Source organism: Sphaerisporangium flaviroseum, assembly GCF_039537005.1.
Taxonomy (GTDB): domain Bacteria; phylum Actinomycetota; class Actinomycetes; order Streptosporangiales; family Streptosporangiaceae; genus Sphaerisporangium; species Sphaerisporangium flaviroseum.
Genome location: NZ_BAAAZR010000028.1, coordinates 77,469 through 103,902, shown reverse-complemented (window position 1 = coordinate 103,902; position 26,434 = coordinate 77,469). Strand labels below are relative to the sequence as shown.

The window sequence follows — 26,434 nt, the reverse complement described above, 5'->3', positions numbered from 1 at the left end:
ATGCTCAGGACGCTGTTCTCGCCCCGCCTCGTGGGCCTCCACCTGGTGACGATCGGGGTGCTGATCTCGTTCACCCTGCTCGGGCGGTGGCAGCTCGGCGTCTTCGAGGACTCCGCCCGCCCGCACGCCCTCCGCGACCCGGCTCCGGTGGCGCTGTCGACGCTCGTCGAGCCGGGCAAGCGCGTGCCGGTGGAGGCCATCAGCCGTCAGGTGACGGTGCGGGGCACCTTCGACGCCTCACGGCAGTTGCTGGTGGCGGAGCGCGAGCCGACCGTCGAGTCCGGCGGCGGCGCGAGCAAGGACGGCGGCTACTGGCTGCTGACGCCGATGGAACTGGCCGACGGAAGCCTGCTTCCCGTCGTGCGGGGCTGGGTCGCCACCCCCTCCGATCCGGGGACGGCCGTGCCCGAGGGGACGGTGAGCGTGAGCGGACGGGTGCAGCCATCGGAGCCGACCGACTTCGCCAAGCGGCGGACCGCCCCCCTGCCCGCGGGCCAGGTGGCGACCGTCTCGACGGCGGAGCTGATCAACGTCTGGCACGGGGTTCGCGTCCAGGACGGGTTCGTGGTGGCCACCGCGCCGGTGTCCTCCGGGGCCGCCACCCGGCTCGTGGCCGTGCCCCCGCCCTCCGAGGGAGGCGGCTTCACCTGGCGGAACCTCGCCTACGCCGCCCAGTGGTGGATCTTCGCGGCGTTCGCCGTGTTCATGTGGTTCCACTTCGTACGAGACGCCGTGCGCACCGCCCGGGCCGGCGCGGCCCCGGCCCGGGAGCTCCGCGCCTCCCCGCAGGGCTGACCACCCCTCCACCGGGATATCGTGTGGTGACCGCTCAGCAAGCGAGGTAATGATCGTCGTGGAATCCGCGCTCAAGCCCTTCCGGGTGATGGCCTATGTCGTCGGCTGCATGCTGCTCGCCCTCGTGGTGGCCATGGTGGTGAAATACGGTTTCGGCAACGCCACGCCCGTGGCCGTCATCGGCCCCGTGCACGGCTTCGTCTACGCCGTGTATCTCCTGGCCGCGCTCAACCTCGGGCTCAAGGCGCGCTGGTCGTGGCCCTACACCCTCGGCGTGCTGCTGGCCGGCACCATCCCGCTCCTGTCGTTCGTGATCGAGCGCAAGGTGACGCAGCGCGTCCACGACCAGATCGCCGTCGCCACCGCCTGACCGTCCGGCCCGCCCGCACGGTCACGCGGTCGTCGCCCGCGTTCAGCGGCCGATCTGCCGGCGGCGGATCCGGCGCAGGCGGCGGCGCTGCGACTCGTCCAGCATGAAGTAGGCCGCGACCGGTGCGGCGAGCCCGGCGATGACCAGGATCCACGTGATCGTGGACGGGATTATGAGAAGCGCCAGGATCGAGACGATTCCCGCACCCAGGTAGTACTTTGCCAGTGGCGACATTGCCGGGCCTTTCTCTTCGCCGAGCGGGGGCGGTCCCCACCGCCCATTCTGCGTCGCCCCTTCAACGTGTGGCCCGCCGCGTGGAGTTCCTTTAGGCGACCCGCACAGGTGGCTACTCGGCGAGGGCCTTGAGCGTCGCCTCGCCGAAGGGGTCGGCCTCGGTGCTGACGGGCACGAGCGCCACCTCGTCCACACCCGCCTCGGCGTACGCGTCGAGGCGGTCCATGATCTCGACCGAGTCGCCGATCAGCGCGACGGACTCCAGCAGGGCGTCGGGGATGGCCGCGAGCAGCTCCTTGGGATGCGGCCCGGACCGGGCGTACCACACCACGTCCTCGAAACCGGCCTCGGCGAACATCTCGCCGTAGCCGGGCGCCGCCAGGTACGGCAGCACGCCCCGCCGGATCTGCTCGATCGCGGGGGCGTCGGGGTCCACGGCGGCCGTCACCCACGCGGCGACCCGCGTGGTCCGCGAGAGCAGCCGCAGGTCGGTGATGAGCCGGGCGGCGGAGGCCGGGGTGAGGAGGTTGAGCACCATGCGGTCGGCGAGCGCGGCGGCGCCCACCGCGGCCGGGCCGAAGGCGGCGACGGTGAGCTCCGAACGAGGAGCGGGCAGCCGCAGCCGGTAGCCCGTACTGCTGAGCCGTGTGCCGGAGAAGCCGGACTTCTTCCCGTCGAGCAGCGGCCGGAGCGCCATGACGGACTCGCGCAGCGCCGTGGCCGAACCGGCCCTGGAGCGTCCGTGCCACTGTTCCACCACCATCGGGCTGGACGTGCCGAGCGCGACGTTCACCTGCCTGCCGGTGAGTTCCGCGACCGACGCGGCCCCCATCGCGATCATCATGGGATCCCGCACGGTGACCGCCAGCGGCCCGACGGTGAGCGCGACATGGTCGGTCCGCATGCCGATCGCCGTGGCGAGCGCGAAGGCGTCGTAGGTCGCCATCTCACCCACCCATATCTCGGGGTAGCCGTGCTCGTCCGCGATCTGCGCGGTCCGCACCGCCTCGCCCGCCGGGCGGTCCTGCCACAGCCCGAGGGAGACGCTGAGCCTCATGTGTAACGCTCCTGCCATTGCCCGGGGACGCCGCCGTGCCTCGTACGGCAGGCCCTCGGCGCCGTCCTTACGAGACGCTTAGTCAACCTCATAACGGACGCTCTTTACTACTGCCTGTGCGAGCCCTTTATGGGCCATCTGAAGATCGGTCCGGCGGGGACGGGTCAGCGCAACTGGTCCGATCTGACCCAGGTGGCGTGGAACCCCAGGGGGACCCGCTGGGGGATCAGGACGCGGGCGATCGGCCCCGCGGCCAGGTCGGCGGCGGACAGGATCTGGACCTCGGAGGTGCCCTCGCGCTCGTCGGTCACGAAGGTCACCAGGTAGCCGTCGTCCTCGCCGGTCGCGCCGTCGCGGGGCGCGAACGGCGCCTCGCTGCCGTAGCGGTGCTCGCCGAAGTGGTACGCCTGCCTCTCGCCGGTCACGTTGTCGTACCGGACCAGGCCGTCGAAGAGGTTGACGTCCGCGTCCTTGACGGACACGTTGTACGCATATCGCGTGATATTTCCGGTTTTGCGGGCGTCGATCGACGGGAACTCGGTGTTGTGGTCCTCGTCCACGAACTCCTCCGAGGTCCGTCCGGTGCGCAGGTCGAAGCGGTAGCGGTACATCCGGGCGTCCAGCTTGAGATAGGACAGCATGCGCGTCAGCGGGCTTCCGGTGCCCCGGGGCACCGGGCGCGAGACCCGGCAGACGTCCATGACGATCTCGTCCCCGTACTCCCAGGCGTTGACCACGTGGTAGATGTAGCAGGGCCGGGCCTCGAACCAGCGGATCTCGTGCGCGAGACCCCGGCGCGGGATCACACCGAAGCGTGAGGGCAGCTCCCGGTCGAAGGTCAGCTTGTGCCTTCCCTGCCGCGCGGCGTCGAGGTCCTGGAAGAGCGGCAGGTCCATCAAGATGGCGTGGTTCTCGGTGATCGCCATGTCGTGCGGCAGCCGTGCCCCGGGAAGGTCCAGCTCCACGCAGTGCTCGACCGCGCCTCCCGCGCCGACCACCCCGTAGCGGAGGTACGGCTCGCGCGGCCCGTAGTCGAACCAGAACAGCTCACCGGTGCGCTCGTCGACCTTCGGATGTGCCATGACGTCGCCCGTGAGCGTGTTCAGGAAGTTCTCGACGCCGAGGGTCTCCAGAGAGAGCGGGTCGAGCGAGTAGGGCGAGCCGCACAGGTACCAGGTGGCGAGCACCTTGCCCCGGTGGAAGATCACATCGGTGTTGGCGGAGTCCTTCAGGTTCAGCCCGCGGGTGTTGCCGAAGGGGTTGCCCTTGGGGCTCTCCATGACGCCGGTCCACAGCGACTCCCCTGCCGCGGACTCCGCCTCGAAGGCGCGGGTGCGGACGTACCGGTTGCGGTAGCGCGCGCGGCCGTTCTCGAAGTGCATGGCGTGCACCATGCCGTCGCCGTCGAACCAGTGGTAGCGGCCCTTCATCGGGTAGCGCGCGTTGGGCCCGTTACGCAGGTAGACGCCGTTCAGGTCGCGAGGGATCTCCCCGATGACCTTGAGATTCACGGCGGTGATCTGCTCGTGGACCGGGGCGTGGACGCCGAGGAGGTAGGGGTTCGGCTCGCCCGACTCGTCCATGACCGTCGCGACCGCCGTCGGCTGTTCCCTCATTCCTGGAAACTACGATAGAAAAAGTCAGCTAGTCAACGCGCCGGCCGGCCTTCCATACCCGGGGCGCTGTTTAGAGTTGACGTGGTGGAGACGAAGGAGTCGCCGGTCATGGCCGGGGCCGAACACGCCGGTGACCGCGAAGCCGCCGAGCTCAGTGCCATCGGGCGCGCGCTGGGCATCCTGGGCGACCGCTGGGTCCTGCTGATCCTCCAGCGGGCCTTCCTGCTGCGCATCCGCACCTTCGCCGGATGGCGCGACGAGCTGGGCATCTCCGAGTCCGTGCTCGCGGCTCGGCTGAAGGAGCTGGTCAGGCACGGCATCTTCGTGCCGGCGGCCTACCGCGACGGACGCACCCGCTACGAGTACCGGCTGACCGGCGCGGGCCTGCGGTTGTGGGCCTTCCTGGTCGCGATCCACAGCTGGGAGCGCGACTGGGCCGACAGGCCGGGCCTGCTGGCGCCGGTCCACGACACCTGCGGCCACGACGCCCGGCCGTACCTCGCCTGCGGCACCTGCCGCAAGCCGATGAGCGCCAGGGACACCCATACACGGCGCGGTCCCCTCGCGTCGTTCGCCCGCATCGGTGTGCCGCGTCACCATCGCCGCACCGTGCGCGCCGACGACAGGACCGACTTCGTCGGCTACTGCCCCCACTCGATGGAGATCCTCGGCGACCGCTGGAGCACGACGGTCCTGGCCGCGGCGTTCCTGGGGATCAGGCGCTTCGTCGACTTCCAGAACGAGCTGGGCATCGCTCCGTCGGTGCTCACCGAACGGCTCAAGCGGTTCGTCGAGCTCGGCGTGCTCCAGACCGACGCCTGCCGTCTCTACCGGTTGACCGACAAGGGCCTGGGGTTCTTCGAGGTCTTCGCCTTCCTCACCGACTGGGCCCAGCGCGAGCTGCCCGCCCCGGAGGGGTCCGGCCTCACCATCACGCACAAGCCCTGCGGGGCCGCGCTCCAGCCCGTCCTGCTCTGCCGGTGGTGCGAGGAGGTGCTGGAGCGCCGGGAAATCCACTTCGACATGTCCGCGTACCCGGCTGAGAGTCGTGGTATCTAGCGAGTCCGCCGTGTCCGGCCCGGTTCGGAGTGGCGTTTCCCAATTCTTCCGGTCACGATGTGTTCGGCCACCATTGACCGGCTGGCTGCTGTCTTCGTAGTGTCGCTCCATCCACGATGGGAGTCGCGATGAGGCTGCACCCGGCCGAGCACGTCGAGCGCTTCACCTCGAGTGGATGGTGGACCGGCGACACCGTCGACGGGCTGTTCAGGAGCCAGGTGAGCGCGCGGCCGGACGCCGTCGCGATCATCGACCCCCTCAACAAGCCCAGCCTGATGGACGGCCCGGCCAGGCGGCTGACCTGGGGCGAGCTGGGCGACGAGGTCGACAGGATCGCGGCGCTGCTGCTGGAGACCGGCGTCGGCCAGGGCGACGTGGTGGCGGTCCAGCTGCCGAACAGCGTCGAGCTGGCGGTGACCTTCCTCGCGGTCTCCCGGATCGGCGCCGTGGTGACGCCCCTGCCGGTGCAGTACCGCGAGTACGAGCTCGCGCAGGTCATGGGCCTGGTCACGGTCAAGGCGTTCGTCACCGCCGAGCGTGTGGGCGACCGCGGCAACGCCGAGATCGTCCGAAGGCTCGAGGCGCCCGCGCCCCCGGCCGTGCTCGCCTGGGGCGATCCCGTACGGGACCTGGAGAGCGCGAGCGCCGACCCCGCGCTGCTGGCGGCCCACCTCAAGGGACTTGAGACCGACCCGAACGACTGCGTGACGATCTGCTGGACCTCCGGGACCGAGGCGACGCCGAAGGGCGTGCCGAGGTGTCACTACGACTGGTTCGCCGTCGAGTCGAACACCACCGCCGCGCCCTCGCTGACCGGCGACGACGTGGTGCTCAACCCGTTCCCCATGGTGAACATGGCCGGCATCGGCGGCGTCTTCCTGCCCTGGCTTCGCACCGGGTTCCAGATGGTCCAGCACCATCCGTTCGACCTGCCGGTCTACCTCGACCAGATCACCGAGGAGCGGGTGACCTACACGCTCGCCCCACCGGCGCTGCTGACGATGCTGCTTCGCAAGCCCGAGATGCTCGGCCGGTACGACATCTCCTCGCTGACGCGCATCGGCTCCGGCTCGGCGCCGCTCCCGCCGTGGATGGTGAAGGGCTGGCAGGAGCGGTACGGCATCGCCGTCATCAACTTCTTCGGTTCCAACGAAGGCATCGCGCTGCTCTCCGATCCGGTGAACATCCCCGATCCCGTGGAGCGCGCACGGTTCTTCCCGCGGCCGGGCGTCCCCGGAGGCGCCTGGCCCGGGACCCTCGACGCCACCCAGGTCAAGCTGGTGGATCCCTCCTCCGGCGAGGAGATCACCGAGCCCGGGCGTCCGGGCGAGCTGCGCCTTTCCGGACCGACCGTCTTCGCGGGATACCTCGCGGGCACGGCGGCCGAGGACCCGTTCGACGCCGACGGTTACCTCGTCACGGGCGACGTGTTCGAGATCGACGGGCCGGGCGGGCGGTACCTGCGGTTCGTCGACAGGGCCAAGGACATGATCATCCGGGGTGGCATGAACATCGCGGCGGCGGAGCTGGAGGCCCTGCTGGCCGGGCACCCGGCCATCGTGGAGGTCGCGATCGTGGGGTATCCGGACGAGGTGCTGGGCGAGAAGGTGTGCGCGGTCGTCGTGCCGCGGGACGACATCGACCTGCGGTCGGTCGTGGACTTCCTCCGGGACAAGGGCATCGCCTCCTACAAGCTCCCCGAGAGGCTGGAGATCGTCGAGGACCTTCCGCGCAACGCCGTCGGCAAGATCCTCAAGCGGGAGCTACGGGAACGGCTCTGAGCCGCCGGCCCGGGGTGAAAGATTCAGCCCTGCCCGAGGTCGGTGACGGCCGCAGGGGCGATGTCGTTGACACTCCGGTCGCTCGCGGAGCACGATCGGCGATCGAGCGCAGCTGAGCGATCCCGGTCCGGCGTGTGGGAGCGCTCCCATTGCTAGTGAGCCTCCGTAGAAAGCGAGCCGTCCCATGAGTGCTCCCGTTCCCGGCCGCGAGTTCCCACCGCCGCGATCCCGCCCGCCGACGCCCGGATGGCACGGGTCGGCGTACGTGGGGCGCGATGTCCTCGGCATGGTCGCCGTGCTGGCCGCGATCGCCGCCCTGCTCTTCCCGATCCGCGCCGCCTCGGCCGCGGATCCGGTCTGCCGGGTCGACTACCGCGTGAACCAGTGGGGCGGTGGGTTCACCGCGCAGGTCAAGGTGACCAATCTCGGGCCGGCCGTCTCGAGTTGGACGCTGCGGTGGACCTTCGGCGCCGACCAGAAGGTCACCTCCGGCTGGAACGCGAGCATCACCCAGTCCGGTGCCGCGGTGACCGCCGTCAACGCGCAGCACAACGGCTCGCTGCCGACCGGCGGTTCCACCGAGTTCGGCTTCCAGGGCACCTGGACGACCTCCAACGCCATCCCCACGGACTTCGGCGTCAACGGCGTCCCCTGTGAGGGCTCGGTGACGCCGACAGGCGGCCCGACCCCGCCGGTCACCCCGACGCCCACGGTCACCCCGACGGTGACGCCGACGCCCACGCCCACGCCGTCCGTGCCCGCGGGGTGCTCGGGAGCGGTGGTCTGCTCCGGGTTCGACGACCAGGCGACCACCACGCCCAGCGGGGACTGGCAGGTCGTGACGCCCAACTGCGCCGGCACCGGGACAGCGACGATCGATGGCTCCATGGCCCACAGCGGCACCAAATCGCTCCGGGTGAATGGCGGAGGGGGATACTGCAACCACATCTTCGTCGGCACCACCAAGAACGTGTCCACGGTCGGGCCCGTGGTCTACGCGCGGATGTGGGTCCGGCACACCACCGCCCTCCCCGCCTCGCACGTCACCATGATCACGATGGCCGACTCGGCCAACGGCGGCAAGGACCTGCGTATCGGCGGGCAGAACGCCGCGCTGCAGTGGAACCGCGAGTCCGACGACGCCACCCTCCCCGAGCAGAGCCCGGCGGGGGTCGCGCTCAGCACGCCGCTGGCCACCGGCCGCTGGGTCTGCCTGCGCTACCAGATCGACACCACCAAGCAGGCGATGAGCACCTGGGTCGACGGACAGGAGGTCGCGGGCCTGCACCTGGACGGGACCCCCACGCGTGACATCGACTCGCAGTGGCTGAGCCGTACGACGGCGGCGCGCCCGGCGACCCTGCGTCTCGGCTGGGAGAGCTACGGCAGTGACGCGGACACGCTGTGGTTCGACGACGTGGCCTTCGGCTCCTCGCCGATCGCCTGCTGATCCCGTAGGGTCCGGACCGCCGCGCCCGCGGCCGGTCCGGGCCCTGTCAGACCGAGGTGGCGAGCCATTTCTCGTGCGTCTCGGTGAGCCGTGTCCACAGGGCCGCCTTCTCCTGGGCGGTGACCTCGTCCAGGGTCAGCCCGAACACGTCGGCCAGCGCCTCGAAGTAGTCACGGTCGCTCGACAGCGTCGAGGTCCCCTCCCCGGAGCCGCGGCGGGACAGGACCAGGCCGCGCATGTAGTCCGACCCGGTGGCGTCGCGGCGCTGCGCGCACAGCACCTTCTGGAAGCTGGACTCCGGTGACGTCGACAGGTGCCGATGTTGCTCGTCGAAGGCCGACATCGGCGCCGGCTCGTGGCGGAAGTCCATCCCGAGGAAGCTGCCGCGCGGGTCGTGGTCGAAGCGCCAGCCGCCCGGCTCGGCCTCCGAGGGCCGCAGGCCGTACACGAAGGGCCCCTGCCGGTAGGTGCCCTCGACGAGGGGGAGCGGCTCGTGGATCGCGTCTCCCAGGCCGAGGTCGACGAACCACACGCCATCGGGGCACTCGGCCGACGGCAGCCCCGAGACGGTCAGCGCGAGGTGGTTTCCGGTGGCGCCGGCCGGATGCTCCGCGGAGCCCTGCACGCCTCCCACATGGCGGGTCACCTGGAAACCCAGTTCGGCCAGCAGTAGTGAGAACGCGCCGTTGAGATGGAAGCAGTAGCCGCCCCGCCCGCGCAGGATGCGCCCGGCCGACTCCAGCGGCTCGACCGTCGTCGGGTGCTCCAGCCAGATGTGGAAGTACTCGTACGGCACCCGCTCGACGTGCGCCGTGTGCAGGAGGATGAGCCCATCCACGCTGGGCGGCCCGGCGGGAGCGTCCAATCTGAGGCGGCGGAGATAGGCGGAGACGTCCAGAGATCTTGTCACGATCCCCAGCTAATCAAGATTGCATCGGATCTGCACATATCGGTAGGGAATGTCTGCACGAGTCGGTCCTAGGCTTCCGTGCGTGACAGACCAGCGGCGCATCCTCGTCGTCGAGGACGACAGCACCATCGCCTTGGCCCTGCAGAGCCGGTTGCTCGCCGAGGGCTTCGAGGTCCGTATCGCGGGCGACGGCATGGAGGCGCTCGCGGCGTACGCGAAAGCGGAGCCGGACCTGGTGGTCCTGGACCGGCTGCTGCCAGGGCTGGACGGGGTGGAGGTCTGCCGGCGCATGCAGGCCGCGCGGCCCGTTCCGGTACTGATGCTGACCGCCCTCGGCGAGGAGACCGACCTGCTGGTCGGGCTGGGCGTCGGCGCCGACGACTACCTCACCAAGCCGTTCAGCATGCGCGAGCTGGTCGCGAGGATCCACGCCCTGCTGCGCAGGGTCGAACGGGCGGCCCAGCTCGCCCACGAGGACCGGGTGATCCGGGTCGGCGATGTCGAGATCAACACCGCCGAGCGCAGGGTGTTCGTACGCGGGGCCGAGGCCCAGCTCACCCGTACGGAGTTCGACCTGCTCAGACGCCTCGCGGAACGTCCTGGGCACGTCTTCGAGCGCGAACGGCTGCTCTCCGACATCTGGGGCTTCTCCGAGGCCGCGGCGACGCGCACGGTCGACAGCCACGTACGCGCGCTGCGCCGCAAGCTCGGCGCGGGGGTCGTCCGTACGGTCCACGGTGTCGGATACGCGCTGGTCAAACCATGAGGCCGCTCGACTTCCTCGGCAGGATCAAGATCAAGCTGGGGCTGGTGATCCTGCTCGCGGTGGCGACCGCCTTCGCCATCAACGAGTACGGCCGCTCGCTCGGCGTCGTCGCGTCCGTACGGATGGGCCTCGCGGCGTTGCTCAGCGTCGGCATGGTGCAGCTGATCGGCCGTGGCATGACCAGGCCGCTGCGTGAGATGGCCGCCGCCGCCCAGACCATCGCCAAGGGCCGGTACGGCATGCGGGTCCGCGCCACCTCCCGCGACGAGGTCGGCGAGCTGGCGCGGGCCTTCAACGCGATGGCGGCCGACCTGGAGGAGGTGGACCGGCAGCGCCGCGAGCTGGTGGCCAACGTGAGCCACGAGCTCCGCACGCCCATCACCGGGCTGCAGGCCGTGCTCGAGAACGTCGTCGACGGGGTGTCCCCGCCGGACCTCGCCACGCTGAGCACGGCGCTGGCCCAGACCGAGCGCCTCGGCAGGCTGGTGGCACAGCTGCTCGACCTGTCGCGGCTGGACTCGGGAGCCCGGCCCATCGAGCCGGAACCGGTCGAGCTCGTGGCGCTGTGCGGCCAGGCCGTACGGGAGGCGAGCCTGGCACGTGACGACGTGTCGCTGTCGAGCGCGGTGTCCCCCCGGCTCGGTGTCCGCGCCGACCCGGCGCTGCTCGGCCAGGTGCTGGCCAACCTGCTGGACAACGGCGTACGGCACAGCCCGCCCGGCGGGCTGGTCCGGCTCGAAGCGCGTCCGGAGGGGGCGGGCGTACGGCTGAGCGTGACCGACGAGGGACCCGGCATTCCCGAGCCGGAACGGCCTCGGGTGTTCGAACGGTTCTCCCGCCTCGACACCGCACGGGCGGCCGACGCCGGAGGCGCGGGCCTCGGCCTGGCCATCGTCAAGGAAATCGTTGAACTTCACGGCGGTTCCATCAGGGTCGCCGAGTCCCCGGTCGGTTGCCGCATGGTCGTCGACCTCCCAGAAAGGACAACGATCATGAGTGACGTCCCGGACCAGGAATCACCGGGAGAGAAGGCGTCCGCCACCCCCACCGGGGACCGGGCAGGCCTTGCTGGGGACCGGGTCGGTCACTCCGGAAAGGCGGCAACCGTAGCCGGGCGCGCCGATGACGTGCGCGCCCCGGTGGACGCGGTAGCGAAACCCGTCGATGCCGCGGGCACCCCGGCGGACGTCGTAGGCGGGCCTGCCTATGCCACGCGCACGCCGGCTCCCACCGCGCCACCGGCCGATCGGGTGGGCACGCCGGTTCACGCCGAAGGCCCGCCGGTTCCCCCCGGGACGCCGGTTACCGGGACGCCGGTTCCTGGGACGCCGGTTACCGGGACGCCGGTTACCGGGACGCAGGTTCCCGGGACGCCGGTTAACGCAGGGGCGGCGGTTCACGCCGGGGGCGCTCAGGCTGATGCGGGAACGCCAATTCACCCCGGGGGCGTGCCGGTTCACGCCGGGGGCGTGCCGGATGCGGGAGGTGTGCCGGTGGACGCTGGAAGTGCGCCGGCTTATGCGGGGGGTGCCGGTGGTGCGCCGGCTTATGCGGGAGGGGTGCCGGTGGACGCCGGTAGCGCGCCGGCTTATGCGGGGGCGCCGGCGCACGCCCGGAGCGTGCCGGTGCAGGGCCTGGGGAGTGGTCTCACGGGAGGTCTGCTGGGGCTCGTCTGCGGCTTCGTCAGCGGGCTGTGCGCGGCCTTCTTCGTGGGCTTCTTCTTGGGTGGGCCCTACTCCCTCGCGGTGCTGCTGCTCTTCACCGTCGGCGGTACGCTCCTGGGCTCGTCGCTGGGGGCCGCGAGCGCCCGCTCGCACACCGCTCCCTTGCCCGAACCGGCGCTCGCCGGACGCGGGGTGTACCCACCGCCGGCCGACTACGTGCCGCCCCCGCTGTTCCCCCGCCCGGTCCTGCCGAAGACGCCCCGCGGGCTGTTGGTCCTGGCCGCGGCGGTAGGGCTCATCGCAGCGGTCGCGCTGCCGGACGCCAGGCCGGGACTGGGCATCGTGCTGGTGGCGGTCGCGACCGGCGCGGCCGTACTCCCGGCGGCCCGTCGCAGGATCACGCCGTGGACGGCGGTGTTAGGCCTGCTGGCGTACGCGCTGGTGGCCGTCGCCCTGTTCCGGGACGCCGAATGGCTGGTGCCCCCCATGCTGCTCGCCGGTTTCGGGCTCGCGGCCCTCGCGGTCTCGGGTGCCGGGAGCGGCTGGCTGGGCGTGATCAGAGGAGGGCTGTCGGTGATCCTCGCGCTTCCGCCGCTCCCGTGGTTCCTCCTCGTGCCACTGAAGAAGTTGAAGGATCGGTGGCGTATCGGGTCCGTGCTCGCCGCGCTCGGGCTGACGACCGTCCTGATCGTCGTCTTCGGCACGCTCTTCGTCTCCGCGGACGCCGTCTTCTCCTCCCTGGTCGCACGCCTGTTCACCGCTCCGGGGTGGGTCTCCTCGCTACCGTCGCGGCTGTTCGTCTTCGTCGCGTTCGCCACGCTGGTGGGGGCGGCTACGCTCGTCGCGCTGCGGCCCGTGGTCGAGCCCGCCACCCCGGGCATGCGCGCTCGTGTGAGCAGCACCCTGTGGATCACTCCTCTGGTGGCGCTTAACCTGCTGTTCGTCTTCTTCGTGGTCGTGCAGACCGCCACGCTGTTCGGCGGCAACCGCAAGGTGGTGGAGACGGCCGGGCTCACCTACGCGGAGTACGCGCGGTCGGGCTTCTTCGAGCTGGTCACCGTCAGCGTGTTCGTGCTCGCCATCGTGGCCGTGGCCGTGGCGGTGCTCGCCCCCGGGAGGACGGAGCGCTGGCTGCTCGCCGGGCTCCTCGGCCTGCTGTGCGCGCTCACCCTGGTGATCCTGGCCTCGGCGCTGCACCGCCTCGGGCTCTACATCGACGCCTACGGCCTGTCCAGGATGCGGGCGTCGGTGGAGGCGGCCATCTGGTGGCTGGCCGCGGTCTTCGCGATGGTGCTGGTCGCCGGGGGACTGCGGCTGGCGGGGCAGCGGACGAGTTGGCTGCCGCGCACGCTGGTGGCGCTGACGGGGCTGTCGCTGGTGGTCTTCGCCGTCTGGAACCCCGACCTGCGGGTCGCCGAGACACAGCTCCAGGTCCGCGGTGTCGGACGGGTGGACGTGGATTACCTCAGCGATCTCGGCGCCGAGGCCGTGCCGGCGGTCGACGGGCTGGCCGAGCCGTGGCGGAGCTGCCTGCTGGACAGGATGTCGGTCGTGGGCCGGCTGGGCGGCTCCGAGTCGTGGAACGGGTGGAACCTCGCCCGCGAGCACGCCCGCGATCTGCTCCGCGTCCGCCCCCTGCGGCAGCAGTCTCCGCTCGGCTGCGAAGATATAGGGTCGCCTGGGACATAGGTCATTCACAGCGGGCTCCTTGAAAGGCACGGCTGCGTTGGACGGTTCGGTTTACGTCTATGTCGAGGACGTGCGAGACGAGGGCATCGGCCAGGTCCTCGACCGGATCGCCGGCTACGGCGTGCGCGAGGTGACGGTCGCGGCCGCCGGACACGGAGCCCGCGACGTCACCCCGCACGGCGCCTCGCGGGTGACCATCCGCTTCGACGGCGTCCACTTCACACCGCCCGCCGATCTGTTCGGGAACCTGCGCCTGGCCCCGCCGGCGCAGCCCGGAGCCGAGGGGGAGCCGCTCGCCGCGCTGCGCGAGGCCGCGGCCGACCGGGGGATGGCCCTGCACGGCTGGACGGTGTTCCTGCGCAACATCACGCTCGGCCTGGCCAACCCGGACGTGACCGTGCACGACTGCTTCGGCGGGCGCGGCTTCCCCGCGGCCCTGTGCCCCGCCCACCCCGACGTCCGCCTCTACGCCGTCGCGCTGGCCCGGTCGGTGGCCCGGCACGGGGTTGCCAGCGTGGTCGCGGAGTCGCTGCACTTCGGGGGGTTCGCCCAGGGATACCAGCAGGAGAGGTGCTTCGTCCCGCTAGGCCCGATGGACGAGTTCCTGTTCGCGCTGTGCTTCTGCTCGTGGTGCATGCGGCGAGCGGCCGACCTCGGGGTCAGGGCCGACGTGGCGCGCGAGGAGTGCGCCCGCATCGTCGGCGGGGTGCTCGACGGCGACCCGCCCGCGCAGGGCGAGGTGACACGGGCCGCGCTGACCGCATACGCCGGCCCGGAGGTGGTGGCGTACGCGCGCGCCCGTTCGGAGACGGTGACGTCGCTGGTCAGCGAGGTGTCGTCCGCGGTGGCCGCCGAGGGCTCCAAACTCACCTTCCTCGACGGCACGGGCCACCAGAAGGGGTACGCCGACGGGCTTCCCCCGGCGGGCCTCGCGGCGCACGACGCCTGGCAGTTCGGCGTCGACCTGGTCGCGCTGGGCGACCTCGTGCCGTCCTTCGGCGTCCTCGCCTACGCGAGGGACGCCGCGCGGGTGGCCGACGACGTGGGCGCCTACCGCCGTTCCGTCGGCAACGACCGCGAGCTGCGGGTGGTCCTCCGACCCGGCCTGCCCGACACCGACTCCGAGGACCGGCTGGCCGCGAAGGTGCGCGCGGTCAGGGCGGCCGGTGGTGACGCCGTCGACTTCCACGCCTACGGGCTCGTGCCGTACAGCGTGCTGAACCGCATCCCGGGCGCGCTCGGCGTGAAGGGGTGAAGCGTCCGCTCGGCGTGAAGGCGTGAAGCGTCCGCTCGGCGTGAAGGCGTGAGCCTCGGTCAGAGGGTCGTGCGCCTCGGTCAGAGGGACGTGTGCCTCCGCCAGAGGGCGTGAGCCCTCGTCAGGCGGACTCGCGGATGACCAGCTCGCTGGGCAGGATGACGTGCTCGCTCGGGCGGTCCTTCGGCGGGGTGAGCAGCAGCCGCACCATCGCGGTCGCCTGCTCGGGGATCGGATGGCGCACGGTGGTGAGCGGCGGATCGGTGTAGCGGGCCGACTCGATGTCGTCGAAGCCCACCAGGGCCACGTCGTCGGGCACCCTGCGTCCGGCCTGCCGCAACACCTGCAGCGCGCCGATCGCCATGGCGTCGTTGGCCGCGAACACGGCGTCGAGCGAGGGGTCGTCCTCCAGGAGCTGCCGCATCGCGGCGACGCCGGAGGCGCGGGTGAAGTCGCCGACGGCGACGATCGACCGGCGGTCGGAACCGCGCAGGGCGTCCCGATAGCCGGTGAGCCGGTCCTGACCGCCGATCATGTCCTGCGGCCCCGCGATGGTGGCGATGCGCCGCCTGCCGGTGTCGAGCAGGTGCCGCACGGCCGCCGCGGCCCCGCCCACGTTGTCGTTGTCGACGTACGGCATCTCGACCGCCACCGCCGGCCTTCCGTAGGACACGACCGGCACGCCCATGCGGGTGAGGGCGGCCGGCAGGGGGTCGGCGCCGTGCATGGACAGCAGCAGGACCCCGTCGACGTGCCCGCCGGAGATGTAACGCTCCACACGAGCGTGGCTCCGCGGCGAGCTGGCCAGCATCAGCACGATCTGCTTGTCGGCGGCCTCCAGCTCGCTGCTCACCGTGCGGATCACCATCGAGAACAGCCGGTCGTCGGAGAACACCCTCGTCGCCGGCTCGGAGATCACCAGCGCTATGGAGTCGGTGCGCTGGGTGACCAGGCTGCGGGCGGCCGAGTTGGGGACGTACCCGAGCTCGCTGACGGCCCGCAGCACCGTGTCCCTGATCTCCGGGGTGACCGTCGCCTGGCCGTTGACGACCCGCGAGACAGTGGCCCGGGAGACGCCCGCGCGCGCGGCGACGGCCTCCAGGGTGGGTCGTTTCATTCGCAGAGCCTTGTCTTCCTCAAGTTGGAGGTCGTCGGGTGAGGTCATTCTCCCCGGACGACGTCTCAGTACCACAGCCCGCTGTCGCCGGGAAGCCGGTGCCGGGTCTGGAAGTCGACGTGCACGATTCCGGACCTCCGGCGGTACCCATCGTGCCACTCGAAGTCGTCCGGTAGAGACCATACGAGATTCGCCCGAAGATCGGCCCCGTCGGAGATCGCCGTGTGGGCGGCCCGCGGGTGCCCGTCATTTCTGGACCGACCCTCTCCGATCATCCGCCTCTGTGAGGCTCCCGGCCGGCTCCGGTACGTGCGGGAGCCGCCGAAGGCCGTCGCCACGGCGAGCAGGGCAGTGACGATCATGAGGACGCTGAACTCGCGGGCGGGAAAGGCGTGCCCGGTAGAGGCCGGTTAGGGATCTTTCAGAGAGAGCGTTCTCGGCTCGTGGTGGGGCCATGGCCGGTCGGCGTCCAGAGGCGTCCCGATGATGAAGCCCTTCGGTAACCGGTCCGCCGGATGCCTGCCAGAGCGCCTACCGGCCCGTTCGTGCCCGTGTCGTGCCTGGCGGAGGGGCCGGGGAGGCGGTGCGTCCCCGTGTCCGTCACACGCAAATAGTGGAGAGCGCTCTCACGATCTTCGAGAAACTTTTTCTTCCTGTTGACACCAGTTGTCAGCCCATCTAGCGTCAGCGGCGCTGAGAGCGTTACAAGCACGTTACGTCGACGCGAACATCTGGTTCCCAGCGCTGTGCGGGCATCGAACGGCCGTCGGGCCCGCGGTACGGAGTCGTCGCCGGCCACTGCCTCGTTGAGGCGGGCCGGTTCACCCCCCACGACGAAAGTCACGCCGCATGACCTGTGCCCCAGCTTCGAATCCCTCCTTCAGGAGACGGCTCACCGGCCTCGCCGTCGCCGCCTTGCTCGCCGGACTGCTCGCCACGGCGCCCGCCGCCCCCGCGAACGCCGCCATCGTCACCGTGGGGGCGGGCGGCTACACGACCGACCTGCCCGCCGGGGCGCTCGGCCCCACCAACAGCGCCGGCGCGCCGGTGAGCCCCAAGATCACCTCTGCGGTCACCGCCAAGGTCCCCACCAACGACTGGTGGTCATCGCTGGCCTTCCAGCGGTACGCGGGCAACCCGTACTCCGAGAACATGTACGCCCATCCGCTGGCCTTCCACGCCGTCGCCGGCGGCCTGGAGGTCAGCTACCCGACCGCGCCTGCCATCTCCGCCACGCAGTACAACCAGTCCCACGCCCGTGACCTCACCCTGGGCGTGACCGGGCTCAACGCGCCGAGCACGCAGGTCGACGGCTGGTCCGACTGGACCGTCACCCCCTACTGGTCGGACGGCACCCGCACCCTGCGCGCCACCATCGGCCACGGCCTCCCGTTCGTCTACGCCACGCCCTCGGGCGGCAACGCGCAGGTCGGCTTCGTCGCCACGCCCACCATCTGGGCCGACCGCGGCAACGTGCTGGGAGCCACGGTCAACGGGCACGACTACGCCCTCTTCGCCCCCACCGGCACCGACTGGACCGTCACGGGAACGACCGCGACCGTCCCCCTCGGCGGCAGGAACTACTACTCCGTCGCGGCCCTGCCGGCCCGCGGAGCCCTCGACCTGTTCGCCAAGTACGCCTTCTCCTTCGTCACCGGCACCAGGGTGAGCTGGGCGTACGACGAGGCGAGCGCCCGGCTGACCACCACCTACACGGCGACCACCACCGCCAAGGAAGGCACAGAGACCGGGACCCTCCAGGCGCTCTACCGGCACCAGTGGCTCGCGACCACCGACCCGCTCACCACCTACACCTACGTGTCGCCGCGCGGCACGATGAAGCTGCGTGAGGGCGCGTCGTTCAGCACCCGGCAGACCTTCCACGGCGTCCTGCCGTCGTTGCCGGACCTCGGCGCCTACGACCGGGCCCGGCTCGGCGACTTCGTGAGGCAGGAGGCGAACGCCGCCGACCCGTGGAAGGGCGCCGGGGACACCTACTGGTCCGGGAAGGCACTCGGGCGGCTGGCGCAGCTCGTCCCGATCGCCGAGCAACTCGGCGACATCGCCTCCCGCGACAGGCTGCTCGGCCTGCTCAAGACCGAGCTGCAGAGCTGGTTCACCGCCGGCGGCGAGCAGTTCCGCTACGACGGCGTGTGGGGCATCCTCACCGGCTACCCCGCCTCGTACGGCAGCGACACCGAGGTCAACGACCACCACTTCCACTACGGCTACTACCTGATGGCCGCCGCCACGGTGGCGCGGTACGACCGGGCATGGGCGGCCGACGGGCAGTGGGGCGGCATGGCCAAGCTCCTGGCCAGGGACGCCAACAACTGGGACCGCAGCGACACACGGTTCCCCTTCCTGCGCAACTTCGACGCCTACGCGGGCAACGGCTGGGCCTCGGGTCACCAGGGCTTCGCCGCGGGCAACAACGAGGAGTCCTCGTCGGAGGGCATGAACTTCGCGGCCGGAGCCCTGCTGCTGGGCGCCGCCACCGGAGACACCGCCCTGCGCGACCTCGGCGTCTACCTCTACACCACCCAGGCCGCCACCATCGCCCAGTACTGGTTCGACGTGGACAACGCGGTCTTCCCGGCAGGCTTCGGCCACGACACCGCGGGGATGGTCTGGGGCGACGGCGCCGCCTACTCCACCTGGTGGACCGGCAACCCCGAGGAGATCCACGGGATCAACTACCTGCCCATCACCGGCGGGTCGCTCTACCACGGCCTCTACCAGAGCGAGGTCAGGGCCGGGCTCGCCGAGATGGAGGCCAACAACGGCGGGCCGGCGGTGGAGTGGCGCGACGTGATCTGGCAGTACCGGTCCCTGGGCGATCCGGCGGCGGCCAAGGCCAACTGGGACGCGGGATGGAGCTCCTACGGTCCCGAGTCCGGTGACTCCAAGGCGCACGCCTACCACTGGATCTACAACCTGGCCAGGCTCGGCACGGTGGACGCGGCGGTGACCGCCGACACCCCGACGGCGGCGGTCTTCAGCCTGAACGGCACGCGGACCTACGTCGCGCACAACTTCGGGACGGCCGCTCGGACCGTCACCTTCTCCGACGGCAGGCGACTGGCGGTGCCGGCCGGCTCCACCGCGACCAGCGCGGGCACCACGCCGACACCCACGCCCACGCCCACGCCGACACCGACGCCGACACCGACGCCCACACCGACGCCTGGTTCGCCGACGCGGTACCTCCTGACCGGCGGGGGGATGGCCGCCACCGGCGGCGCGGCGGGTTCGGACGCGGTCTCCTCGGCCGGGGGCACCAACCACGACGGCACGCCGTACAACCCGCTCGTCTACACCTCGACCGGCCTCACCATGGCCCACACCGGTGCCGCCACCGCGTTCGACCTGTTCCTCGACGCGGGAACCTCGGTGGGCAACGGCGTCCAGGCCCGCGTCTCGTACGACCTGACGGGCGACGGCACCTTCGACCGCGTCGAGACCTACAGGTACTTCGCCACGGACCCGGTCGCCGGCTGGGAGCACTACACCCAGGCGGCGGGCCTGACGTCCTCGTCGGGCACGCTCGGCAACCTCACCAACGGCCGCGTGCGGGTCGAGGTGTGGAGCGCCATCGGCACGAATCCCACCTCGCTCGGGATCGGCAACCGTTCCGTGGTCACCATCCCCTTCAGCTGAGTCCAACGGCCCTCCGAGAGATGAGGATCATCAATGGGCACGTCCACCAACCCACCGGCGCGGGGCCGCCCGCGGCTTCGCGCCCTGCTGACCGCCATCGGCGCGGCGATGCTTCCGGTGATCGTGATGGCCGTCGCCGGCGGGCCCGCCGGCGCGGCCGTACCCCCCACGCCGAGCGGCTGGAGCCTGGTGTGGAGCGACGACTTCAACGGCGCCTCCGGATCCCTTCCGTCGTCCGCGAACTGGATCATCGACACCGGCCACGGATATCCGGGCGGACCGGGCAACTGGGGCACCGGTGAGATCCAGAACTACACCTCCAGCCCTTCCAACCTCAGCCTGGACGGCTCCGGCAACCTGCGCATCACCCCCATCGGCAGCGGCCAGAACTGGACGTCCGCCCGCATCGAGACCCGCCGCGCCGACTTCAAGCCCGCGGCCGGTCGCGTCCTGCGCATCGAAGGCCGCATCCAGATGCCCAACGTCACCGGCAACGCCGCCCTCGGCTACTGGCCGGCGTTCTGGGCGCTGGGCGCTCCGTACCGCGGCAACTACTGGAACTGGCCCGCCACCGGCGAGTTCGACATCATGGAGAACGTCAACGGGATCAACGCGGTGTGGGGCGTGCTGCACTGCGGGGTCAACCCCGGCGGCCCCTGCAACGAGACCAGCGGCCTCGGCGCCAACCGCCCCTGCCCCGGATCCACCTGCCAGTCCGCCTTCCACACTTACCGCTTCGAATGGGACACCGCCGTCACGCCCAACCAGCTCCGGTGGTACGTCGACGGGCAGCAGTTCCACAGCGTGAGCCAGAGCCAGCTCGACGCCGGCACCTGGGCCAACATGACCAGCCACGCCGGCTACTTCATCCTGCTCAACGTCGCCATGGGCGGGGCCTTCCCCAACGCGCTCGGAGGATCGACACCGACCGCGGCCACCGTGTCGGGACGTCCCATGGTCGTCGACTACGTCGCCGTCTGGCAGAGCGGCACCGGCACGACCAACCCGCCGACCACGCCGACTCCCACCACCTCGCCTCCGCCCGGTGGCGGGTTCGACGCGCGGTCCACCATCCAGGCCGAGAGCAACTCCGCCCAGTCGGGCACCGGGGTGGAGACCACCTCCGACAGCGGAGGCGGGCAGAACGTCTCCCAGATCGGCAACGGCGACTGGCTCCGCTACGACAGGGTGAACTTCGGAACCTCCGCGGCCACACAGTTCAAGGCGCGCGTCGCCTCCGGAGCGGCGGGCGGCGTCAGCGGCCTCGTCCAGGTGCGTCTGGACAGCCCCAGCGCGGCGCCCATCGGTGACTTCGCCGTCGGCAACACGGGCGGCTGGCAGAGCTGGCGCACCATACCGGCCAACATCGCCGGGGTCACCGGCACCCACACCGTCTACATCACCTTCAGCAGCGGCCAACCCGCAGACTTCGTCAACCTCAACTGGTTCACCTTCGGCAACTGACACCTCTCCGCCCGGAGTACGGCCTGCTCTCCGCACGGCGTACGGCCTGCTCTCCGCGCGGCGTACGGCCCGCGCCCTCTGACCGGGCGCGGGCTCCGCCGGGCGTACGGCCCGCGCCCTCTGACCAGGCGCGGGCCTCGTCCGGCGGGCCGGGGCGGATTCACCGGCTCTCGCCTGGGCGCCTGGTTAAGCTGGACAAGTGAAGATCGACAAGCTCGGTGTGGTGTGCGGGGGGCTCGCCCTGGTGGCCGCCCTGGCGGGATGCTCGGCCGGAAGTGCCTCACCGGCGGCCGGCCTGAAAGTCAGCAGTCCGGCGTTCGCCGAGGGCGCCGCGATACCCGAGAAGTACGTCTGCTCCGCCCAGGGAGGGCAGGACATCTCCCCTCCGCTGGCGTGGAGCGACGTTCCCGAGTCGGCCCGCGAACTGGCGATCGTGGTGGACGATCCTGACGCGCCCGGCGGGTCGTACATCCACTGGATCGTCACCGGCATCCCCGCCTCTGAGACCAGCGTGAGCGAGGGAGACCCGGTGGGCAAGGTGATGCCGGGCAGCGACGGCAAGCCCGCCTACGCCGGCCCGTGCCCGCCCGGCGGCACGCACCACTACCACTTCATCCTGTACGCGCTGCGCGACCCCATCACCCCCGCGGGCGACGCCGGCGCCGTCCACCAGCACCTCAAGGACACGGCCATCACCTCGGCCACGACGATCGCCACCTGGACCGCCGTCCGTCCGTCGTAGCGGCGGACGCCTGGTCTTTCACGCCCTTTCCGGGTCATGGGACCGGCGCGGTGAGCCGTTCACCATGGACTCCGCCACCGTTCACCACGGACTCCGCCACGGACGCGTTTGCAACCGCCATCGACAGGCTCGGCGGCCGGGCGTTGCTCGTGGGCCTGTCGCTCGGCGGATACGTGGGCATCGCCACCGCCGCTCGCTTCCCCGTCAAGGTCGCGGGCCTGGCCGCCATGGGCTGCATGGCCAGGCTCACCCTGCTGAACGCCTCCATCTACCGGCTCGCGGCCTCGCTCGCCGCCCGTTACCCCGATCTCGCCGACCGCGTCAGCGCGTACGGCTTCCGGCGGGCACTACCTGGAGCGCCCGGGGAAGCGGTCATCGCAGGGGCTCTCACCTGCCAGATCATGCCCTCGGTGGTCGAGGCGGTGGCCGCCCGGAACCCGCTGGCCGACCTGGCCGCCTACCCAGGGCGCGTATGGCTCGTGAACGGCTCCCGCGACCCCCTTCCGCTGTCACGAACGCGAATTCCTGCGCGCCTGCCGGAACGGCCGGTTCATCTGCGTCCCTCGGCGGGGCCACCTGACCGTGCTCGCCGAACCCATGCGCGTCGCCCGCCTCATCGAGGACCTCGCCTCCCTGGACGGCCTGGATGGCCTCACCCGCCTCGCCGATCAGCGGGAACGGCCGCTGCCCGCCAGCGCGGTGGCCACCCCCAGCCCCAGGTAGACGCATCCGCTGAAGTACTTCAACGGCTTCTGCCTTCCGCGCAGTAACCGGCTCAGCGTGCCGGCGCCGATGGCGTACACCATGTCACTGAGCAGACCGAGGAGTAGCAGCGTCACGCCCAGCACCACTATCTGCAGCGCGGGCGACCCCGCCGCCGGATCGACGAACTGGGGGAGGAACGCGAGGAAGAAGAGGATGACCTTCGGGTTCAGCACGTTGACCACCACGCCTTCGAGGAAGACCCGGTGGAGCGGCTGCCCGGTCGCGGCCTGTGCCGTCGTCTGGGGCTTGGCGGTCAGCGTACGGATGCCCAGATAGACGAGGTAGGCGGCACCCGCCCACTTGACCACGGCGAACGCGGCCGCCGATCTGGCGATCAGGTACGACAGCCCGGCCGCCGCGGCGGCGATGTGCACCAGCGTCCCCGTCTCCACCCCCACCGCCGACGCGATCGCGGCCGACCGGCCCTGGGCGATGCCTCGGGCGGTGATGTACAGGTTGTTGGGGCCAGGAACGACCACCAGCGCGAGAGCGGCCAACGAGAAGATCAGCAAGGTCGAAGGGGAGATCATGGCCCCGACCCTAGAACCCCCCACCCCCAGAAAAGAGAGCCACTTTTCATATCCAATCCAACAATCAAGCCATCAACCCGGCATTCACATCCTTCGAGTGATCCGTACCGTCGGCTCACCTTGTGCATTCGTGCCAGCTCGTACCGACGATCTTCATCGGTGGTCGTCCCTGCGTCCGGGATGCGTTTACTGGGGTTCGGCTGGGGGCGAGCGGGTGCGCAGAGCCGGATCGTGCCTTCGTGCTCGGCCGGAACGCGCTTCTCATGGGGGCGCTGATCTGTCGTTGGCGCGTGAAATACTCCCCAACGTGGTGTGGCGGCAGAACAACGCGCTGATCGGGCGGGCGAGCGAGCTCGACCGTCTCGTCGGCGTGCTCGATGCCGCGGCCGCGGGGCAGGCGGGCGCGGCGGTCATCGGCGGTGATGCCGGCATCGGCAAGACCCGCCTCGTCACCGAGCTGGTGAGCCGGGCACGCGCCCAAGGCTTCGCCGTGCTCATCGGGCAGTGCGCCGAGCTGGGCGACTCGTTGCCCTACCTTCCGCTGGCCGACGCGCTTCGCGTCGTGGGTGACGACCCCAGCGCCGGTCCCGATCTCGTCGAGGCGATCCAGGCCTGGCCCATGCTTCTTCGGCTGGTGCCCGGCTCGTCGGTGGGTTCCGGGCCTGAGTCCGGTTCCGGTCTCACCCAGCAGCAGCTGTTCGGCTCGACCCTTGGCTTCCTGGCTGAGCTGTCGGAGACCAGGCCGGTCCTGTTCGTCCTGGAAGACCTGCACTGGGCCGACACCGCCACTCGCGACCTGCTGGTGTTCCTCAGCCGCATGCTCCAGCGCGAGCGGGTGTGCCTCGTCGGCACCTACCGCACCGATGACCTGCACCGGCGCCACCCGCTGAGACCGCTTCTCGCCGAGCTCCAGCGGCTTCCCTCGGTGACGGCGGTTCGGCTCGATCCGCTCGGCACCGATGAGATGTCCGACTATCTCGTGGCGCTCGGCGGGGCCGATGCCAAGATGATCGGCGACATCATCGAGCGTGCCGAGGGCAATCCGTTCTACGCCGAGGAGCTCCTGGCCGCCGAGGGCCTTCCGTACGGTCTGGCCAGCCTGCTTCTGGCGAGGGTCGAGAGGCTTTCCGACCCCGCGCAGCAGCTGCTGCGCGCGGCGGCGGTCGCCGGCCGGCGGATGGACCACGACCTGCTGAGCAAGGTCTCCGGCCTTGAGGACGGCGAGCTGGAAGAGACCATGCGCGAGATCGTGTCGCGCGGGCTGCTGCTGCCCGACGGAGACTACGGCTACGCCTTCCGGCACGCGCTTCTCCAGGAGGCCGTGTACACCGATCTGCTTCCCGGTGAGCGCACCCGGCTGCATGGTCAGTTCGCCCGGCTGCTCGGTGGCTCTCCCGCCGAGCTCGCCTATCACCACCTTGCCGGCCACGACCTTCCCGGCGCGCTGGCCGCGTCCGTGGAAGCAGGGCGGCGCGCCGAGACCATGGGCGCGCCGGTAGAGGCGCATGGCCACTACGACCAGGCCCTGGCTCTGTGGCATCGCGTTCCCGACGCCGAGCGGGTCGCCGGCATCGATCGGGTGCGGCTGGCGGTGCTGTCCGCAGCCGCGGCCCACGAGAGCGGCGACACACACCGCGCGGTCCACCAGGTGCGTGAGCTGTTGACGACAGAGGAGCCGACAGCGGGGATCTGGGAGCGGCTCGCCTACTACCTCATCGACGCCGACGACGAAGCGGGAGCCATCGAGGCCGCCAAAACCGCCGTCCACCTGGCTTCCCAGCGGTCGGTGGGCCTGGCTTCCGAGCGGTCGGTGGGCGCGGCTTCCGCCCGCGATCACGCCGATCGTGACCTCGCCACGCATGGCGACCACGACGCCGGTCGTATCCTCGCGCGGGCGTTGGCGACGTACGCCCGGGCTCTCCTCTGGTCTTACCGGCACGACGAGGTCAAAGAGCTGGCCGGTCGGGCGCTGCAGGTCGCACGGGCGGCGGGTGTTCCCGATGCCGAGTCCAGTGCGTTGATCACCTTGGCCACGGTGGCCGACATCGACGGTGAGGTCGGGCAGGCTAAGGAGTTGCTCGCCCTGGCCAGTGGCATCAGCAGCGGCGATCTGTCCATCGACCTGCGGGCCATCTTCCATCACGCCCGGGTGCACTACGAGCACGGCGACCTGGCCGCCGCCGCGGACATTGCCGATCGCGGAGTGAAGCTGGCGCACGAAACCGGGCTCTCGTGGAGCACCTACGGCACCGACCTGCGGTTCCTCCGTCTGCTCATCCATTACGTGGCCGGAGAGTGGGAGCAGGCGAGCGCGGTGGCGGCCGAGTTCGCGGTACGGGTGAGCAGGCTTCCCGAGGCGGTCCTGTCCGGGTACGCGCTCTTCGTCGAGGTGGCGAGCGGTGATGCCACCGTCGAAGAACGCATGGCGTGGCTGAAGCACTTCTGGCACGACGGGTTCGTGGTCTACGTCGTGCGCGGGCTCGCCGCCGAGCATGCGCTCTGGAACGGCGACGTTCGCTCCGCCGTGCAGCACATCGAGGCGGTCCTGGAGGTCCTGGGGCCCTCCGAAGCCGCGGTGATCCGCATCGCCGCCACCGGGCTGTGGGCACTGGCCGAGCTGGGGGAGAGCCGCCCCGCTCAGGCGGACGACCTGCTGCGCCGGGCTCGCGTCGCGGCCACGACCGGGCCGGGCTCGGCCCCCCGAGGTGATCTGGGCCCCGAGGGGAAGGCCTGGCTGGCCAGGGCCGAGGCCGAGTGGCACCGCGTCCAGGGCACCGCCACCCCTGCGACCTGGAGAGCGGTCGTCGACGCGTTCGACTTCGGGTTCGTCTACGAGGTGGCGCGGTCGCGCTGGCGCCTCGCCGAGGCATTGCTGGCTTCAGGGAGCCGCGAGGAGGCACTGAAGGAGTGGGAGCAGGCCGTGGTCACGGCTGAGGCCCTGGGCGCCGCGCCTCTCCGCCGCGCCCTCGCCGAGCTTGGCCGCCGAGCCCGCTTCTCCCCACCTCCGTCACCCTCGTCGACCTCACCCTCGTCGGCCAAGTCCTCGTCAGCCTCATCTTCACCGGCCGATTCCTTCGCGTCATCGCCCGATGAAAGCGCGCTCGCCACGCTGACCAACCGCGAGCAGGAGGTCCTGGCCCTGGTGGCCACCGGCCTCTCCAACCGCGAGATCGCCGAACGACTGTTCATCGCCCAGAAGACCGTGAGCGTCCACGTCTCCAACATCCTGGCCAAACTAGGCGTCTCCTCCCGCACCCAAGCGGCCGCCTACGCCCACCAAGAAGGCCTCGCCTCCGAACGACCAGGCTCCTAAGGCCTCCCTTCAACGGGCAGCCTCCTAACGACTCGCCTTCTACCCACCCCGCCGAAATCGCCAACCCCGGACGTTTGGTTTCCGCATGCTGTGGCCGGGCCGCCGTCGTTGCCTCGGCACCGTGGTGTTTGGATCCGGCGCCGATGCGGTGAGTTGTGGGACGGTGATGTCGGCGCCGTTGTGCGGTGGTCGACCGT

At 70.8% G+C, this 26,434-nt stretch carries 20 protein-coding genes; 13 read left to right on the top strand and 7 right to left on the bottom strand.

Annotated elements, in window-relative coordinates; translation table 11 throughout:
- Both ABD810_RS28470 and ABD810_RS28465 read left to right on the top strand, forming a co-directional pair.
- Nucleotides 1-795, top strand: a complete 795-nt coding sequence (locus tag ABD810_RS28470) for an SURF1 family protein (RefSeq protein WP_344947105.1) — start codon at nucleotides 1-3, stop codon at nucleotides 793-795.
- Nucleotides 796-844: 49 nt separating this feature from the next.
- Nucleotides 845-1,165 carry a DUF3817 domain-containing protein gene (locus ABD810_RS28465; protein WP_344947102.1) on the top strand — a complete coding sequence of 107 codons (321 nt, stop codon included), beginning with the start codon at nucleotides 845-847 and terminating at the stop codon, nucleotides 1,163-1,165.
- 42 nt (nucleotides 1,166-1,207) lie between these two features.
- On the opposite strand, the gene ABD810_RS28460 is transcribed toward ABD810_RS28465, so the two are convergent.
- From ABD810_RS28460 to ABD810_RS28450, 3 genes are all read right to left on the bottom strand, one after another.
- The gene (locus ABD810_RS28460) at nucleotides 1,208-1,399 is read right to left on the bottom strand and encodes a hypothetical protein (RefSeq protein ID WP_344947099.1); all 192 of its coding nucleotides are present in this window, start codon (nucleotides 1,397-1,399) and stop codon (nucleotides 1,208-1,210) included.
- A gap of 112 nt (nucleotides 1,400-1,511) precedes the next feature.
- Complete coding sequence (locus ABD810_RS28455; RefSeq protein WP_344947095.1) at nucleotides 1,512-2,456, bottom strand: LLM class F420-dependent oxidoreductase; 945 nt, start codon at nucleotides 2,454-2,456, stop codon at nucleotides 1,512-1,514.
- 164 nt (nucleotides 2,457-2,620) lie between these two features.
- Complete coding sequence (locus tag ABD810_RS28450) at nucleotides 2,621-4,072, bottom strand: carotenoid oxygenase family protein (RefSeq protein WP_344947092.1); 1,452 nt, start codon at nucleotides 4,070-4,072, stop codon at nucleotides 2,621-2,623.
- Nucleotides 4,073-4,153: 81 nt separating this feature from the next.
- On the opposite strand from ABD810_RS28450, the gene ABD810_RS28445 reads away from it, so the two are divergent.
- The 3 genes from ABD810_RS28445 (at nucleotide 4,154) to ABD810_RS28435 (ending at nucleotide 8,362) form a co-directional block, all read left to right on the top strand.
- Entirely contained in the window at nucleotides 4,154-5,131 is a 978-nt protein-coding gene (locus ABD810_RS28445; protein ID WP_344947089.1) for a winged helix-turn-helix transcriptional regulator, read from the top strand.
- Nucleotides 5,132-5,259: 128 nt separating this feature from the next.
- Entirely contained in the window at nucleotides 5,260-6,912 is a 1,653-nt protein-coding gene (locus ABD810_RS28440) for a class I adenylate-forming enzyme family protein (RefSeq protein WP_344947086.1), read from the top strand.
- Between the two features lie 184 nt (nucleotides 6,913-7,096).
- Nucleotides 7,097-8,362, top strand: coding sequence for a cellulose-binding domain-containing protein (locus ABD810_RS28435; RefSeq protein ID WP_344947083.1), 1,266 nt, complete (start codon nucleotides 7,097-7,099; stop codon nucleotides 8,360-8,362).
- A gap of 46 nt (nucleotides 8,363-8,408) precedes the next feature.
- On the opposite strand, the gene ABD810_RS28430 is transcribed toward ABD810_RS28435, so the two are convergent.
- Nucleotides 8,409-9,272 (bottom strand): arylamine N-acetyltransferase family protein, encoded by an 864-nt coding sequence (locus ABD810_RS28430; RefSeq protein ID WP_344947081.1) that lies wholly within the window; start codon nucleotides 9,270-9,272, stop codon nucleotides 8,409-8,411.
- 82 nt (nucleotides 9,273-9,354) lie between these two features.
- Here ABD810_RS28430 and ABD810_RS28425 point away from each other — a divergent pair, with 82 nt between their 5' ends.
- The 3 genes from ABD810_RS28425 to ABD810_RS28415 are packed head-to-tail and all read left to right on the top strand — an operon-like array spanning nucleotide 9,355 to nucleotide 14,646.
- Nucleotides 9,355-10,038 carry a response regulator transcription factor gene (locus tag ABD810_RS28425; RefSeq protein WP_344947078.1) on the top strand — a complete coding sequence of 228 codons (684 nt, stop codon included), beginning with the start codon at nucleotides 9,355-9,357 and terminating at the stop codon, nucleotides 10,036-10,038.
- The gene (locus tag ABD810_RS28420) at nucleotides 10,035-13,391 is read left to right on the top strand and encodes a DUF4153 domain-containing protein (protein WP_344947074.1); all 3,357 of its coding nucleotides are present in this window, start codon (nucleotides 10,035-10,037) and stop codon (nucleotides 13,389-13,391) included. Before ABD810_RS28425 ends, ABD810_RS28420 begins: the two co-directional genes overlap by 4 nt.
- 37 nt (nucleotides 13,392-13,428) lie before the next feature.
- Nucleotides 13,429-14,646 carry a hypothetical protein gene (locus ABD810_RS28415; protein WP_344947071.1) on the top strand — a complete coding sequence of 406 codons (1,218 nt, stop codon included), beginning with the start codon at nucleotides 13,429-13,431 and terminating at the stop codon, nucleotides 14,644-14,646.
- A gap of 121 nt (nucleotides 14,647-14,767) precedes the next feature.
- Here the strand turns inward: ABD810_RS28415 and ABD810_RS28410 are convergent, their stop codons facing one another.
- Together ABD810_RS28410 and ABD810_RS28405 are read right to left on the bottom strand one after the other, a co-directional pair.
- Nucleotides 14,768-15,763: a LacI family DNA-binding transcriptional regulator gene (locus ABD810_RS28410; RefSeq protein WP_344947068.1), complete on the bottom strand. Its 996-nt coding sequence runs from the start codon at nucleotides 15,761-15,763 to the stop codon at nucleotides 14,768-14,770.
- Between the two features lie 65 nt (nucleotides 15,764-15,828).
- A complete protein-coding gene (locus ABD810_RS28405; protein ID WP_344947065.1) occupies nucleotides 15,829-16,125 on the bottom strand; it encodes a family 1 glycosylhydrolase in 297 nt (98 codons plus the stop codon).
- Nucleotides 16,126-16,612: 487 nt separating this feature from the next.
- Here ABD810_RS28405 and ABD810_RS28400 point away from each other — a divergent pair, with 487 nt between their 5' ends.
- From ABD810_RS28400 to ABD810_RS41135, 4 genes are all read left to right on the top strand, one after another.
- Nucleotides 16,613-19,423: a glycosyl hydrolase gene (locus ABD810_RS28400; protein WP_344947062.1), complete on the top strand. Its 2,811-nt coding sequence runs from the start codon at nucleotides 16,613-16,615 to the stop codon at nucleotides 19,421-19,423.
- A 33-nt stretch (nucleotides 19,424-19,456) separates the two neighbouring features.
- The gene (locus ABD810_RS28395) at nucleotides 19,457-20,887 is read left to right on the top strand and encodes a glycoside hydrolase family 16 protein (protein WP_344947060.1); all 1,431 of its coding nucleotides are present in this window, start codon (nucleotides 19,457-19,459) and stop codon (nucleotides 20,885-20,887) included.
- A gap of 199 nt (nucleotides 20,888-21,086) precedes the next feature.
- Nucleotides 21,087-21,629: a YbhB/YbcL family Raf kinase inhibitor-like protein gene (locus ABD810_RS28390; RefSeq protein ID WP_344947058.1), complete on the top strand. Its 543-nt coding sequence runs from the start codon at nucleotides 21,087-21,089 to the stop codon at nucleotides 21,627-21,629.
- A gap of 50 nt (nucleotides 21,630-21,679) precedes the next feature.
- Nucleotides 21,680-22,399 (top strand): alpha/beta fold hydrolase, encoded by a 720-nt coding sequence (locus tag ABD810_RS41135; protein WP_425566967.1) that lies wholly within the window; start codon nucleotides 21,680-21,682, stop codon nucleotides 22,397-22,399.
- On the opposite strand, the gene ABD810_RS28385 is transcribed toward ABD810_RS41135, so the two are convergent.
- Nucleotides 22,298-22,924: a LysE family translocator gene (locus ABD810_RS28385; RefSeq protein WP_344947055.1), complete on the bottom strand. Its 627-nt coding sequence runs from the start codon at nucleotides 22,922-22,924 to the stop codon at nucleotides 22,298-22,300. The genes ABD810_RS41135 and ABD810_RS28385 overlap by 102 nt on opposite strands.
- A gap of 283 nt (nucleotides 22,925-23,207) precedes the next feature.
- On the opposite strand from ABD810_RS28385, the gene ABD810_RS28380 reads away from it, so the two are divergent.
- A complete protein-coding gene (locus tag ABD810_RS28380) occupies nucleotides 23,208-26,237 on the top strand; it encodes a helix-turn-helix transcriptional regulator (protein ID WP_344947052.1) in 3,030 nt (1,009 codons plus the stop codon).
- Nucleotides 26,238-26,434: the final 197 nt, after the last annotated feature.